This window comes from Dyadobacter ginsengisoli DSM 21015, assembly GCF_059568735.1.
On record NZ_JCANTY010000007.1, the window covers coordinates 635,541 to 651,260 of the forward strand.

Below are 15,720 nucleotides of genomic sequence, written 5' to 3' on the forward strand. Positions count from 1 at the left end.
TCAATCCTTGTCTTTTTTCCGGTTTGCTTTCCACGCTGTAAAGCCGATGTACATCATGCTCCCACGTGCGCCTCCGCTTTTCATCAGCCCATTCACATTACTGAGTCCAAGGAAAACAGGCCCGAAGTGACCTGCCAGGCCAATAGACGGCCGACTATTGCCCTTGATGAAAGATATCGGAAATGATAGTCCGGAATCTTCTTCCTCAAAGCGTGGCGTAATCATAAAAGTATTAGGTTGGTAGATATCTAATGGGTTGCCGCTGCGACTTTTGAAGCGGCTCCGCTGTGTCAGGTTCAAAAAGAAGCCGTTAAAAACCTGGATGTCCGCCTCGAGGTGTATCATTTGCGGCAGTTTCACGCTTTGCCCAAATGCGGCACTGCTATCGCCCGGGAAAAGGCCCATAAAACCTTCTGCACCGCGGTCGCTGATCGTTTCGAGCTCCTTCTGTCTGATTACCACATCGCTCTCGCTTCCCCGGACTAGTTTCGAGTCCGTAGTTTTGTATTTGATCGAGCCAATGTCGGTCAGCGACGCGCCAAGCCGCACCAGGTAATCGGGACTATCGTTATAAACCTCCTTGCGACCACTCCACACAGACCCTAATTCATAGGAAACCCCGAGGTCGTAACCCCAGCCAGAACCATATTTGTCGGAACTCATCAGGTTACCAATGCTCATTTTGCGGTTAGGCGTACTATATCCGCTTTCATAGGAGAGATTATTGATTTGCAGCTCGCTGATCTCAGGGTCACCGTTAGCCGGAGCGATACTGAAACGGTCTGCATTACCAACCACATAGGCGATTCTTGCTCCAAATACCCTTTTTACTGTTACACCTACCCGGAATTTATGCCCTTCTATGTCCAGAAGCTGGGCGCCGTAGGAGAAACTGATATCCGAAAAGCTCTGCTGCACGAGGCTGAAATTTCCCCATTCCTCGTTCTGAACCGCTGGTAAGCTGCCTGTATCCAGCCTTTTCACATACATATCGTCAATCATACCGGGGATATTCTTTCCCTGCACAAAACCCCTCGTACGCAACTGCACCGCAATCCCGTGGTACTTCCCCAGCGCGAACATCGCCGAAGGCCAGCGGATTTCACCTACGACCGAGATCGGACCCTTATCCGTAAGTGAGCCCATTGTGCGCGACCGGCCGTAAAGCTCCTTGGTTGAATGCGCAGCGAGCAACGGATACAAAAAGGAATTTTCACCGATAAACCGGAAATAGCGGTATTTGATACTCCCCCCGAGCGTGAGGACATTGACTTGCCATTTATGCCTGGGTCCCCCGATCACCGAAGGATTATAAGTTGCACGGTACAATCCTCCGTAGTTACTGAGTTCGAGGCCGGGAATCTGTTGGGCAAAGCCGCATTGAACGGCAATCAGGATCAATAGTGCTGTGGTAAAAAAAGAGGTTTTCAAAGTTGAGTTTTGTTAGTCAAGGCCAGCAACCCGGCTTCATTGTAATGGATTGCCTCCTCGTTGATTAATGCTTGTAATGCTTTCAAAAAATCGTCTCCGGGCACATTTTCAAACATGCGACCGAGTTGCGTCGGCAGCACCGGACCTTCCTGATTCAGATAATAGGTGATCTGGTCGGCCAAACCGGCTTCTACCGTGCCTTCATTCTTCCTGTTTTGTATACATATATCACACACTCCGCATTCGTCCGCATCGAATTCGTGAAAATACTCCAGTAGCAGCAATGTCCTGCATCGTTTGGTATGAGAGGCATAACGGATCACCGCCTGCGCCTTCTGCAGGTCCCGGTCCTTTTTCTTTTGTATTTCAAAAACATTCAGCGGCAGTAGAGAAGAATCATATCTCGGGGTTAGAAAAGTGAGCTGGGGTTTATCCCTTCTGGGCTCGTAGTCGATGACCTCCCGTTCGGCCAGAAACCGAAGCTTTCGTTCGATCTCGGATACACTTGCAAAGAAAATTTGCGAGAGTTCCGTCTCGGAAATACGTACGTAGTCAGTGAATAATTCGCCGCCATACATTCTCAGGATTAGTTTGATAAACGAATCGATCTCCTGATAGCGTATCTGGAAATCGTACAATTGACGGTTATCGACAAGGAAATGGATCTTCGAAAGATCATTAAATTGTTCGCTGAGTTGTATAAAACCCTCTTCTTCCAGCAGTTTGAGAGCATAGTGCGTCTCATTCACCGGCAGTCCGAAAATGCCGGTAAACTCCTGTATATCAAAGTCAAATCCCGATAACTCCCCGGCTCCGATGGCAATCTTGTAATAGTTCGCCAACGCCTGGTAAACGCGACGAAGCATTTCCGCCGGAGGATACTTTCTTTCGATGCTGTCCGTAAGCTCTTTCAGATCGATCTTGTTGAATAAGGCGACGGCATAGGCTTTTTTTTCGTCGCGCCCGGCCCGGCCTGCCTCCTGATAATATGCTTCCAGGTTATCGGGCAGATCAAAATGGATGACGGCACGCACATCAGGTTTGTCGATCCCCATCCCGAACGCATTGGTTGCGACGACGGTCCGAACGCGATTCTGTATCCATGCAGTTTGCCGCTCCGACCGGTCTTTAAATGGCAGCCCCGCATGGTAGCTGGTAGCCGAAATCCCCTGTCGCGCCAGCCAGTCGGCCAGGTCGCGGGTCCGCTTGCGGGTGCGAACGTATACGATGGCCGTTCCCGATACATTGCGAAGAATCTGCAGTAACTTTCGGTCCTTGCTCTCCTCAGCAAATGCGGAATAGGAGAGGTTGGCCCGGGCAAACGACTGCTTGAAAACCCTCGCATTACGCATTTCAAGCTTGTCCAGGATATCCGCCCTTACTTCTTCGGTAGCGGTTGCCGTAAGTGCCATTATGGGTATCTTAGGCAAAAGCTTGCGGAAATCGGCGATCTGCAGATAGGAGGGTCTGAAATCGTAACCCCATGCCGAAATGCAATGTGCCTCGTCGATCGCAAGCAAACAAACCTTCATCTGCTTTGCGCGTGCGATCATGATATCCGTGCGTAAGCGCTCTGGTGACACGTAGAGAAATTTGGTATTTCCGTGAATGCAATTATCGAGCGTGATGTCTATCTCCGTTTTGCTCATCCCTGAATGGATCGCCGCGGCGGGAATGTCCCTGCGTTTCAGCTGCTCGACCTGGTCTTTCATCAATGCAACGAGCGGGGTCACCACGATGCAGACGCCTTCGGAGGCCATTACCGGAACCTGAAAGCAAATGGACTTACCTCCGCCGGTCGGGAGCAGAACCAGCGTATCCAGGCCACTCAGGACCGCTTTAATGGCGTCCTCCTGAAAAGGCCTGAATGCGTCATAACCCCAATATTGTTTCAGTACAGACCGGATATCAGTCATCAGAATGCTGTTTGCGGTGTGGTCATATAGATGTACAAAGTAATTGCATTAGATGCGTTATCGAAAGCCGGTTGGCGCACGTTAAATAAAAAAGAAAGCGCGGTGGATCATTCTTCAAAACATAAAAACCGTTAATTGGCGGCAAATTCACTCCGCATGGCGACAACAAGTACTAGCAAAAGCGACAAATACCTTCATTGGTTACCCTGGTTATTTACCCTGAGTTTCGTCCTGATTACTTTCCTGCCACGCTCGGTTGACGATACGATGTTCATGGACGGCGTTACCTATGCTGCTATTTCCAGGAATATGTCTGAAGGAATCGGCTCTTTCTGGCGGCCGTTTTTTGCCAACTCATTTTGGCTCCCTTATGATAATGCGGGGTTTTTCTCGGGCCATCCGCCGTTACAATTTGGCTTGCAGGCATTGTTGTTCAGGGTTGTGGGAGACACGCCGGCAGTCGAAAACGGGTATAATCTCCTTATCCTGATCGGTTATATTCTGCTGATCGCGCAACTCTGGCGAAAATTCCTCGGCCCGGAAAACGAGTATCTTTCGCTTGGCTGGTTACCGGTACTGTGCTGGTATGGTATGGTTACGGTTTGGTATAGCATTCCCAACAACTTTCTGGACAGCACCATGGGCCTGTTCTGTCTGGTTTCCTGCTACTGCCAGCTGGCTTTTCTGAAAGAAGAGAAATTTTCGGTCCGCAGTTACCTCTGGCCGTTTTGGGGAGGAATCGCTGTGGGACTCGCATTTCTGACCAAAGGGCCCGTGGGACTCTACCCGCTGGCATTTTCGATGATTTTCGCGATTTTTTACCCTTCTCGTGATTTAAAGAAAGCCTGGAAAGCTTCCGGGATCATGGTCATTACCCTGACCGCGGGCGGCGCTGCCGTACTCGTCAGCTCCTCGGCACGCGAATTCATGGCCACTTATTTCAATGGGCAGGTGCTGCTGGCACTCCTGCAAAAACGGGAAAGAACGGGTACTGGCTGGGCCGCCCATTTTACGCTCGTGATTGAGCTGATGCGAAATCTGTATCCACATTTTTTTGCACTCGCGGCTGTATATGCCCTTGCATTTGGCCTCAAATTGAAAATCACATATGACAATGTCATCTCCAAAAACAGCCGTATCATTGCGGTAGTTGCCTTTTCGGGTATTGCGCCTATGCTCGTGAGTGTAAAGCAATATCCACATTATCTTCTACCGGCGCTTCCGTTTGTTGCATTGCTAATTGCATTGCTTCTGGTACAAAGGGTGCATTCGCTCATGTTCCTGAAAAAAGAAGCTGCCATCGCGTTGTTATGCCTCGGCACACTGGGCTCCTGGGGTGCCACTGCCAAAAAGTTAACCGTCATTCAACCCGATGTGATGGTTTCCAATGCGAAAAAACTGGGTGCGCTCGTTCCGGAAGCCTCCACAATCGGAATTTGTCATGATTTATACCAGCACGCCGATATTCACGCTAATTTTCAGCGGTATCATCATCTGTCCCTCACTACACAGGTCGACTCAGCCCGGTATGTTTTTGCCGATTCGGCATGCCTGCCGCAATTCGACCTGCGCCGGGACAGTCTGGTACCTTTGGCCGGCAAGTATTTTCTGGTGATCCGGAAAACCGGTCGCGCCAAGTGATTGATCGCGTGATCATTGATCTTTCGAAAATTGCCCGAAACCAATCCGGGCGCTGTCTTTGCCGATACGACGAAAATATTACCTTTGTTTTGAGAGTTCAATTTAACCCGTTTCCATGCGCACGCTGCTCTTCTTCATCAGTATTATTGCATTGTCAGGCTGTTCGGCATCCCATTATCTGAAACGCGAAATAAATCGGTCACCGGTTTTAAGTCAGCAACATACCGGCGTTTCCATTGCGCGATTGAATGAACAGAAATCATTGGCGTCTTATCAGGATAACAAATATTTTACCCCCGCCTCTAATACCAAACTATTCAGCTTTTACGCCGGATTATCGGCATTGGGCGACTCCATACCGGGTCTGGAATATCTTGAATGGGGGGAGCTGCTGATCATCCGCGGAACAGGCGACCCGTCGCTGCTCCACCCAGACCTGCCGCATAGCAAGGTCTTCGATTTTCTGAAAAGCCGGAAAGACCAGATCTTTTATACACCTTACCATTTCGAAAACAAACGGTTCGGCGCAGGATGGGCGTGGAGTGATTATAATGATTACTACCAACCCGAAGTGACCGCTATGCCGGTGTATGGTAATATTGTGCGTTTTAACGGCAATGGATCGGGCTCATACAATGCCAGCCCCCGGCTCTGGCAAAAATCGATGATCCCGGATAGCGCAGTTACGGGAGTGGAGCGGGAGGAGTTTCAAAACATCTTCCATTATCCCAAATTATCCGGTTCAAAAAGTCTTATGCAGGATGTGCCGGTTCATATGACCGACCCTGTAATGCTCCAGCTGCTCAGCGATACGCTCAAAAAGGAGATCAAACTCATTAATATTCCCCTTGAAATCGAACTGCAACGCGTCAACAGTATTCCGTCGGATTCGTTGTATGCGCGCATGATGCAAGTCAGCGACAATATGCTTGCAGAACAGCTGATGCTTCTCTATGCTACTGCCAACAAGCTTCCTTTGAATACAGAAAAGGCCATTACACACGCTATCGAGCATTACATGGCCGATTTGCCCGACAAACCGGTTTGGAAGGATGGATCGGGACTGAGTCGTTACAATTTGTTCACTCCACGAACAATGGTAGCATTACTTCAAAAAATCCATCAGAAAGTGCCGCGGGAAAGATTGTTCAAAATATTACCGGCAGGCGGCAAGACCGGTACATTGAAAAATGTTTTTAAGGAAGAACCCCCATTTATTTTCGCGAAAACCGGAAGCCTCAGCAACGTCTACAATCTGAGTGGTTATATGATCACGAAAAAAGGTAAAGTCCTTGTTTTCAGCTTCATGAATAACAATTTCACAAAACCAACAGCAGACGTACGCAAGGAAGTCGAACGCATCCTGACTAGTGTGCACAACAAATTCTGAGCTAGTCCTTTTCTTCCCAGGTCTTGCCGGTGCAGTAAATACGATTACGGCCTTTTTTCCGTATCAGGAGATAAATTCGGTAGGTACCTGGCTCCACCGTGGCTGTGTGAAATCCTGCATGTATACCCCTATTAAAATACATGAACCGCCGGAGCGTTGTCCGCAGCGGCACCGCAGTTTGGTTGGGCGGTGACACATACACGTGATCCGCAGACTTCATAATTACATAACCTCCATCAGAATAATCTTTTTCCGCGTTGAAAAAGTCCTGCTGAAACCCCACCACGATGTGATTACTAATTAATGCGATCTCGTCCGGCACATAAATACTATCACATTTAATAGAATCACCGGCATTCCGGGGCTGCCAGTTTTCTGCAACGGGATCTTCGGACCGATAATACGATCGTATTTTTTCAAAATGCTGCTGGTTCATTGAAAACATGCGGATCCCCAGCCAGTCCGCATTGTAACGGGCGTTGAATTCCTGTGCGATGGCTACCCGCCTGTTATTTACCGCATCCGCAAAGTTGCTATGCAGGATTGTCAGGTTCATCACCACTGCTGCAATCAATGCAACCGGAGCCAGTTTTTTTCTGACCTCATTCCGAACAATAGCAAGAAATGCCAAATACAATGCAATACACCACAAGGCAGAGTACATCCGGTAGCGTCCTTTGAACATACCTTCAAAAGTATCGGTCGGAATACGTTTGTAAGTGAGCGCGAGGGCTGTAATGCCGGTAAAAATGGCGATGCCTAGCGCAAAAAGCGCCATATTGTTGCGGTACGGCATTTTTAACCACGTCGAATTCCACAACTGCGTGTACTGTTTTCGGTACAGGAGCAGCAAAGTGGCGATCATCAGCATTCCCATTGCAACGGCGGTATAAAGTCTGAACGATGGTGTGCCGTACGCCGTCAGCGTAGCCCAGGAACCGATGAAACCGAAGAAACCGAAAAAGCCTTCCCGCACCTGTGTGGGGTTCGAGAAATCGAGGTTCTGTGTAATGGGCGTGAAGTCGATAAAATAAACAACCGCTACGACCAGCGTCGTTACCAGCGTTATAAAGAATTGCTTCCGGTATCCGCCAAGGAGGAAGATCAATCCGATTACCGGGAATACCATCAATCCATTTCCGTATGTGAAGGTAGCCAGTACAGCGAAGACAAGCGACAATGCAAGCCGCCCGGGGCGGTAAACCGCAAAATAGAGCGCGCGCAGTACAAACAGGATCACACCGAAATTGCACAGCGAACTCACGCCCCAGAAGATGTTCTCGAACGACTGCATATTGAACCAGAGCCATATGACGGGCACAAAGTACCAGGTCGAAATGCTCAGTTTACGGAATGCACGGTAAAATACCAGCGTACAAAGCGCCCAGCATGTGTTGGCGATGATCATCGGCCACACGAGGTTCACCGTCCCGAAAGCCTTATGAAGAAGCAAGATCACCGACCGCGAGAAAACCAGACGATGTTCCGGGAAAAGCGTAGTCAAAAGCTTCCATTTCTCTGCCAGTGAAGCCTTTTCAAACTCCGGAATTATACCCAGGATGACAATGTCGTCGAAAGCTACATAATTGACATTCAATGCAATGACTTTAAATACCCAGATGTAGATCAGCACGGGTACAAGACATAATAACAATGCAAGCCAGCTTTTTTCCCTGACGAAACGGAGGAAAGACAAATACATAGATGATGATTACCAACGGACAGGTTCGGGCCCTACCGGCATGCTAATTAAGCACCTGCACTGTGATTTTCAACCATAGGGAAACCTAATTTTCGGTTGTCTCCTCTTCAGCGGAGGCTCTGGGGTCTTTAGTGTAGTCGTACAGAAGCTTGCCTTTTTCGTCCCATTCGCGCAACACGAAGGGTTCAAACTCTTCGTCCCAGGCAGTTTTCGGATATTGGATCTCTTTTTTGCGCTGGCGACGGAACTGGTAATATTCCACCCAGCGACCTATTTTTTTGCCCGAATCATATTTACCATCAACGGCAAGCTGGCCCTCCTTATAAAATTGCAGGTATTCGCCTTCTACTTCTCCAAATGCAACCGGCATTACTTCCCTCACCTGCGTGTGCGCAGAGTCATAATAGGTAATGCGGGAATCTGCCGGGAAACCGCGGTTCCAGATGGCCTTATCAATCAGATTGTATTTGGTATCGTATTTAACCCAACGGCCGTCTTTGACGCCCATATAATAAAAACCTTCTTCAATCAGATTTTCTCCACTATACTTTTTGTATGAACCGTGCAGCGGTAATGCTTGTGTCTTTTCCTTGATAACCGCCGAGCTGAGCTTCTTTCCCTTCTTATCGTACCAGCGTGTTTCTGTCGCCCGGGCATAGGGATCGATCGGCTTGTACTCCTTCAACACGTGGAAAAGCTCAACGGTCGCCCGGTCGCCACTGCCGTATTTGACTGACATACTTTGCATCGGGATACCCTGATATTGTACTTTGGCCAGTTTGGATTTTTCCTTCCGCGCCTTGCGGTCTTTCTTCTGGCTCTTGTATTCCTTGACCTTCAAACCCAGATCAGGGATCGTTTCTCCGAACAATGTGGACAGGTTCGTGGACTTTCCCTTACCCCCTGGCAATGAAGTACCTACCACCGGATCAAGGCCGGAAACGAAGGATTTTAGGTCCTTGGAACGCGTTGCCGTGTCCTTTTTGACCTGCTCTTTGGGCAGCCATGAAGGCGTAGAAGTATCCTGTTGCCCCTGTTGGGCCCAGACGGGTGTCGTCAGACAGATAGTAAAAAAGCCACAGACCAGCGCTATTCTTTGCATGAATATTGGATTTTTCTTCAGGGCAAGATTGTTACTTTTGTAACGAATTGGTTTTTTCTATATTGATTTCCAATACACAAATTTAAAAAACACCGTGGAAAAAAACGCTAAAATTTATATTGCCGGACATAGAGGGATGGTAGGATCTGCTATTCTCAGGAAATTGGAAAAGGAAGGTTTCAATAATTTCATTCTCAGAAAGTCTTCCGAGCTCGACCTTCGTAACCAAGCCGATGTCAGTGCTTTTTTCGAAGCGGAGCGTCCGGAATATATATTTCTAGCGGCTGCCAAAGTAGGTGGCATTATGGCGAACAATATTTATCGTGCGGAGTTCCTGCATGATAACCTACTGATCCAGAATAATGTAATCGACAGCGCCTACCGCACAGGTGCCAAAAAACTGATGTTCCTTGGATCAAGCTGTATCTATCCTAAAATGGCTCCGCAACCCCTGCATGAAGATGCATTGCTGACCGGGCTGCTGGAACCTACCAATGAGCCATACGCTATTGCCAAAATCGCCGGTATCAAGATGTGTGAGGCCTATCGGTCACAATATGGCTGTAATTTCATTTCGGTAATGCCTACCAATTTATACGGCCCGAATGATAATTATGATCTCAATAAATCACACGTTTTGCCGGCAATGATCCGGAAATTCCATGAAGCGAGGGAGGAGGGTAAGCCGGTTGTTGAACTATGGGGGACAGGGTCTCCGCTCCGTGAATTTTTACACGCCGATGACCTGGCCGACGCTTGCTACTTCCTCATGCAGAATTACAACGAGGCGGGTTTCCTGAATATCGGAGTAGGAACAGACGTAACGATCAAACACCTGGCCGAAATGATTCAAAAAGTAACAGGCTACACGGGCCGGATTCACTGGAATACCGACAAACCAGACGGTACACCGAGGAAATTAATGGATGTAAGCAAGCTGCATGCGCTGGGCTGGAACCATACCATTGAGCTGGAAGAAGGAATTACCCGTACCTATCAGGATTTCCTCCAAAAAATCGAAACTTACGCCGTGTAACCCAACTTATTCCAATAGGTTACAAAAAGCACAGCCTAATAATTCCACACTAAAATCATATTTCACCTACTATAATTCTTTTTTTAGACAAATTTTCAGTATAATATTACAAGAATCTTCGGGAAACTAATTAGTTTTGCAGCGCCCCCGAAATGGGGATGTCATATAAACCTTAGTCATAGAGAAATGTCGGCCATTATTAAGTTAGACCAGATAGACCGCAAAGTACTGGAGATCCTACAAACGAACGCTAAAATAACCAACGCACAATTATCCAAAGAAATAGGGCTTTCACCGGCTCCGACCTTGGAACGCGTCAAGAAACTCGAACAGTCGGGGATCATCAAAAGCTATCATGCACAGCTGGAACCTGAAAAGGTGGGACTGGGTGTTAGTACTTTTGTACAGATTTCACTCGTTGGGCACCGCAAGGCAGTAACTGAATCATTCGTCGAGAAAATTCACGCCATCCCAGAGGTTATTGAATGCCACCACATTACGGGAACAGGCGATTTCCTTTTGAGAGTAATATCAAAAGATATCAGCACATATCAGAAGTTGATGCTCGAAAAAATCAACGAAATCGAAGAAGTTGCAAGTACCCAAACAATGGTGATCCTGTCTACCTTCAAAGAAAGCAAAGTTTTACCGATACCGTGATTTGAACAAGCCATTAGAATAAAAAACGGTCGGAATTGCTTCCGACCGTTTTTTATTTGGTTACCAAAACTATTACTGATGCTGCTCCCGAAGCAGATCATTAACTGTCTTCACCGGATTGAAAGTAATCAGCGGTACTTCCACGAAAAGCGTATTCCAGTCGGCCATTGATCCATTCCACAAGCCGGGCAGCTCCTGGGCCTTCAATTCTTTACCGTCTTTGGATTTGCCCGTAATAAAACCCGTCAGCGGATCCCTGAATTTTTTAAGGTCGTACAATTCCCCGTTTTTATTTTTCACGGCACACACCAGGTCTACCGGATTGAAATGTGTTGAATTCTTGAAAATGCTGTTCTGTTCGGCATTGTCGACATCGACCTGGGCCGATTCTACAATCTGAAGGGACGAAGAGCCGTCCGCATTCTCTGCCCAAAATGGCCCGCCGCCAGGTTCGCCCTGGTTTTTTACCATCCCACAAGCTCGCAAAGGTCTATCGAGTTTACCCGCAAAATATCGTTGCTTCTCTTCATTGGTCCACGAATCGAATGTGGCAGGAGGGACTACACAAAGTTCATTTCTGAAAAATGCGTCGATTTCCGAAAGCAATGCCGCATCTGCCGGTCCGCTGAGGTGGTCGAGATAGCCAAAAATTTTCTTTTGGCACTGCAGTACAATTCCCGCCAATGCCTTTTTATAGGTAATAGTGTCTGCTTTAATGCGGTCAGGTACTACATTATCGATGTTTTTAATGAAAATAATGTCTGCATCGAGCTGCCCAAGATTCTCAAGTAGAGCCCCATGGCCTGCCGGACGGAATAGTAGCGAATCGTCTTTCTCGCGGAACGGGGTATTATCCAGATTCACGGCAATCGTATCGGTAGAGCTCTTCTGCTCCGAAAAAGAAACAATATAACGTACGCCGTATTCGCTCTGATAGCTTGGCAGCACCTCTACCACCAGTTTTTCAAACTTATCGCGATGTTCGGGTGAAACCGTGAAATGGATCTGCACATTGCTCCCGGCGTTGGCATATTTGGCCCCTTCTACGAGATGCTCCTCCAAAGGCGTTCGCGAACGGTCGGTATAACCGTGAAATTTCAGGAGACCTTTTGGCAATTCCCCATATCCCAGCCCTTTGGCTGTGAGGAAGTAGGACACGATCGTTTTCTCGTCGGCCGACTCTATGCTATGGCCATCCGTTGCCAATGCGGCCTTAAGATCATCGTAGAACGCAAAATCTTTCAGCTTCTCGAAAAACTCTGCCACCGATTTATCCTTTTTATCCTCTTGTAAAAAGCTAAAAAGTGATTTGAACATCCGCGTGGCCGCACCGGATGCGGGTACAAACTTCAAAAGTGCTATTTCCCCTTCGGAAGCACTCTTATCGAATTCACTGATTACCTGTGCTATCTGAGTTTCAGTCAGTCTGATAATACCATCGCCCACTGTCGCGGCTTTGGAAAGTTGCAAAAAAGGAAACCCTTTTTCAAAATAACGAACTTGCCCTTCTACGGTGCTTAAATCGCTGCCGCGTTCCTCTATTTGTTGAATATCTTTTTCAATGAACATAATTTATAGTTTTAATCAGTGAAGCTTAGGGTAAGATTTATTATAAAAAAGCTTGAAATTAACATACTATAACCATTTCTTTCAATTTATTTCAAGATCCTGAGCTTCGCAAAACTCAACAGCAACGTTTTTTCTCCCACCAGATCAAACTTAACCGTGGCCTTCCGGTCAGTGCCATTGACGTCCATTTTAGTCACGACCCCGAAGCCAAATTTCAAATGCTCTACCTTGTCGCCTTCTACAAGACCGAATGTATCACTTGGCACGAAGTCGGTAGTCGGTACGTGTGCACTGGCGGCGGCGCTCACGACCGGCCTGGCTTCTGCTGTTTTGCGTTGTACGAGGTTTCTGGCGAAAGATGTCACAAGCGGAGTTGAATCGCGCTCAAGAGCACTTTGCACCATTTTATTCACATTCAAAAAACGCTGATCGACTTCGAGGAGAAAGCGGCTTGGCTCACACATTTTGATGCGGCCCCATTGATACCTGCTTTCAGCATACGAAAATGAAAGCTTCTTCTCAGCGCGCGTAATCGCTACATAAAAAAGCCTCCGTTCTTCTTCCAGATCCTGCCGGCTTTCCAGCATCATCTGGCTTGGGAACAGGTCTTCTTCCAACCCCACGATGAATACATTCCGGAATTCCAGCCCCTTGGCTGAGTGGATCGTCATCATGGTCACCCGGTCATGATCATTATTATCGTCCGGCTCATCCGCATTCGTCAGCAGCGAAACCGACTGGAGAAAGGCACTTAATGTCTTGTCCTCACTCTCGTCGCTGTCGACAAATTCCTTGATCCCGTTGAGCAACTCCTGTACGTTCTCGTAGCGCGACAAGCCTTCTACGGTTTTGTCTTCATACAGCTCGCGCAGGATGCCGGATGCCTTGGCAATGTGGGAAGAAATCTCGTACGCGTCTTTTCCTTCTTCAACCAGTATTTTAAAGCTCTTGATCAGTGTTCCAAATTGTTCTATCGGCGCAATTGTCCGGCCCGTCGCGTAATGCCCGATATTTGCCACCACATCCCAGATCGCCACATTATTTTCGGAAGCCGTAACAGCGATTTTTGCAACCGTTGTATCACCGATACCTCTTTTAGGCAAATTAATAATACGCTTGAATGCTTCTTCATCCCGTTGATTTACTGTAAACCGGAGATATGCAAGCAGATCTTTGATTTCCTTCCTTTGGTAAAAAGACTGGCCTCCGATAATGCGATACTTAATACCCAGCTTGCGTAAGGCTTCCTCAAAAGAGCGGGATTGCGCATTGGTACGATACAAAATGGCAAAATTCTCATTCCGGAGAGCTTTTTGCATCTTTTCTTCAAAAATGGCAGTAGCTACAAGCCTCCCTTCCTCGTTGTCAGAATTCGCCTTGATCACATCGATTAGTGATCCTTCTTCATTGGATGTAAAGGTGGTCTTTTCCAGCTGCGACTTGTTCCGGGCAATCACCGAATTGGCTGCATTGACGATCGTGCCCGTCGACCGGTAATTCTGTTCCAGCTTGATCACCCGAACATCAGGGAAATCCTTTTCGAAATTGAGAATATTCTCGATGTTCGCCCCGCGGAAGGCGTAAATGCTCTGAGCGTCGTCGCCAACAACCACGATATTGCGGTGAACGGCCGATAGTTTTCTCGTAATGAGGTACTGGGAGACGTTGGTATCCTGGAACTCATCGACCATCACGTGTTGAAACTTGTGCTGGTACTTATACAATACGTCCGGAAAATCCCGAAAAAGAACATTCGTATTAAAAAGAAGATCATCAAAATCCATTGCATTCGCCTGAAAGCAGCGGGTTGCATAGGTTTTATAGATCCGACCGATCTCTTTCATCTTCGCAGCATCGTCGTCAGCCTGGATCACCGCGTTGTTCATATAATCTTCCGCAGAAATAAGGCGGTTTTTGGCACCGGATATTCTGTTGAATACGACATTTGCCTTGTAGACCTTATCGTCAAGATTAAATTCCTTGATGATGCTTCTCAACAACGATTTCGAATCGTCTGTATCATATATAGAGAAATCGCTGGTATAGCCAAGGTATCGGGCTTCGATCCGGAGTATTTTGGCAAATACGGAGTGGAAGGTACCCATCCATATATTACGGGCTTCGGTCCCGACCGCGCCTTCAATCCGGTTCCGCATTTCCCCGGATGCCTTATTGGTAAATGTCAGTGACAGAATCCGGAAAGGATCCACACCGGTCTCTATCAGGCGCGCTATGCGATAGGTCAAAACCCTCGTTTTCCCCGAACCCGCTCCTGCAATAATCATCAGGGGCCCGCTTCCATGCAGCACTGCCTCACGCTGAGGCTCGTTCAAGGTCGAGAGATAATCGTCTTGGCTCAAAATTTTATGCTTTTCCAATTTTCTTATTCATATATAGCAAAAGCCAAAGTTAGAAAAAAGGATCAAAAGCATTCCCCGTAATCTACAGCGCCCATGAATAAGTTGCGATCGCAAATATTATTCCCGGATCAGAACAATAGGACCGACTTGTTGGTTAACTAGCAACAATTTTAATCTTCTACAACATACATAATGTCGCGGGTGTTGCCCGATGAAAGCTACGATGAGTACAATGAATATTGAAGACCAGCCCTTGGAAACACAATGGGAGCATTTGCTTGATAACCTCGAAACACGGATCGGCAAAAAACCGGGAGACCTGAATGGAGTCCTTTTCCTGATCGGGGTCCAGGAATTGGGGCAGGGGGCCAAACGGTTCACCAAAGAACAAAAGCAAGATCTCATGCATATAGGTATATGTAAGGTATTAAGTTTGTCTTCCTACTATAGTCTTGAATACACCGATAATGATGGCTGGCCGCATTACAAGCTCGATCGCGCACTGCCTCCAGGCGATGTTTTGAAGCAGGAAGCCCTTTTGAAAATGCATGTGATCGAATATTTCAAAAATCTTTAAAAATTTCTTTGTTGTAGCAATTTGTTTGTCAATTGGTTAGGGTATTTATTGAAAAAAGTTGGAAAAATATTTGTGGCGGGCGCTTGCATGTTAAAAATAAACCTGCCACTTTTGCACTCCCAATCGGGAACAACGGTAGCGCAGACGGCGCAACCACGAGTTCTGAAAGATTCAGAGCAACGTTCTTTGACATGATGAAGAGAGCAAGAAGATAGGTTCGTTAGAAACATTGATGAGCTTCTTCGGAGGTTACATCGCAACAAAATTTACAATGGAGAGTTTGATCCTGGCTCAGGATGAACGCTAGCGGCAGGCTTAATACATGCAAGGCGAGGG

Annotated in this window: 11 protein-coding genes and 1 rRNA gene; 6 read left to right on the top strand and 6 right to left on the bottom strand. The window is 47.4% G+C overall.

Annotation, left to right across the window (positions count from 1 at the left end; all coding sequences use genetic code 11):
- Both BP71_RS27545 and BP71_RS27550 read right to left on the bottom strand, forming a co-directional pair.
- A complete protein-coding gene (locus BP71_RS27545) occupies positions 1-1,431 on the bottom strand; it encodes a DUF5723 family protein (protein ID WP_496384789.1) in 1,431 nt (476 codons plus the stop codon).
- The gene (locus BP71_RS27550) at positions 1,428-3,347 is read right to left on the bottom strand and encodes a RecQ family ATP-dependent DNA helicase (protein WP_496384790.1); all 1,920 of its coding nucleotides are present in this window, start codon (positions 3,345-3,347) and stop codon (positions 1,428-1,430) included. Before BP71_RS27550 ends, BP71_RS27545 begins: the two co-directional genes overlap by 4 nt.
- A gap of 156 nt (positions 3,348-3,503) precedes the next feature.
- Between BP71_RS27550 and BP71_RS27555 the strand changes: the two genes are divergently transcribed.
- Positions 3,504-4,988 (top strand): ArnT family glycosyltransferase, encoded by a 1,485-nt coding sequence (locus tag BP71_RS27555; RefSeq protein WP_496384791.1) that lies wholly within the window; start codon positions 3,504-3,506, stop codon positions 4,986-4,988.
- Positions 4,989-5,103: 115 nt separating this feature from the next.
- A complete protein-coding gene (locus BP71_RS27560) occupies positions 5,104-6,378 on the top strand; it encodes a D-alanyl-D-alanine carboxypeptidase/D-alanyl-D-alanine-endopeptidase (RefSeq protein WP_496384792.1) in 1,275 nt (424 codons plus the stop codon).
- 1 nt (position 6,379) lies between these two features.
- On the opposite strand, the gene BP71_RS27565 is transcribed toward BP71_RS27560, so the two are convergent.
- Positions 6,380-8,080, bottom strand: a complete 1,701-nt coding sequence (locus BP71_RS27565; protein WP_496384793.1) for a hypothetical protein — start codon at positions 8,078-8,080, stop codon at positions 6,380-6,382.
- Between the two features lie 85 nt (positions 8,081-8,165).
- Entirely contained in the window at positions 8,166-9,182 is a 1,017-nt protein-coding gene (locus tag BP71_RS27570; RefSeq protein WP_496384794.1) for a toxin-antitoxin system YwqK family antitoxin, read from the bottom strand.
- Between the two features lie 94 nt (positions 9,183-9,276).
- Between BP71_RS27570 and fcl the strand changes: the two genes are divergently transcribed.
- On the top strand, positions 9,277-10,218 hold the full coding sequence (gene fcl, locus BP71_RS27575; RefSeq protein WP_496384795.1) for a GDP-L-fucose synthase: 942 nt from the start codon (positions 9,277-9,279) through the stop codon (positions 10,216-10,218).
- Between the two features lie 186 nt (positions 10,219-10,404).
- A complete protein-coding gene (locus tag BP71_RS27580) occupies positions 10,405-10,878 on the top strand; it encodes an Lrp/AsnC family transcriptional regulator (RefSeq protein ID WP_015813234.1) in 474 nt (157 codons plus the stop codon).
- A gap of 72 nt (positions 10,879-10,950) precedes the next feature.
- On the opposite strand, the gene BP71_RS27585 is transcribed toward BP71_RS27580, so the two are convergent.
- Complete coding sequence (locus BP71_RS27585) at positions 10,951-12,447, bottom strand: DUF4301 family protein (RefSeq protein WP_496384796.1); 1,497 nt, start codon at positions 12,445-12,447, stop codon at positions 10,951-10,953.
- Between the two features lie 86 nt (positions 12,448-12,533).
- A complete protein-coding gene (locus tag BP71_RS27590) occupies positions 12,534-14,807 on the bottom strand; it encodes an ATP-dependent helicase (RefSeq protein WP_496384797.1) in 2,274 nt (757 codons plus the stop codon).
- Positions 14,808-15,039: 232 nt separating this feature from the next.
- Between BP71_RS27590 and BP71_RS27595 the strand changes: the two genes are divergently transcribed.
- Together BP71_RS27595 and BP71_RS27600 are read left to right on the top strand one after the other, a co-directional pair.
- The gene (locus BP71_RS27595; RefSeq protein ID WP_496384798.1) at positions 15,040-15,384 is read left to right on the top strand and encodes a hypothetical protein; all 345 of its coding nucleotides are present in this window, start codon (positions 15,040-15,042) and stop codon (positions 15,382-15,384) included.
- Between the two features lie 268 nt (positions 15,385-15,652).
- Positions 15,653-15,720 (top strand): 16S ribosomal RNA (locus tag BP71_RS27600); the annotation flags it as partial.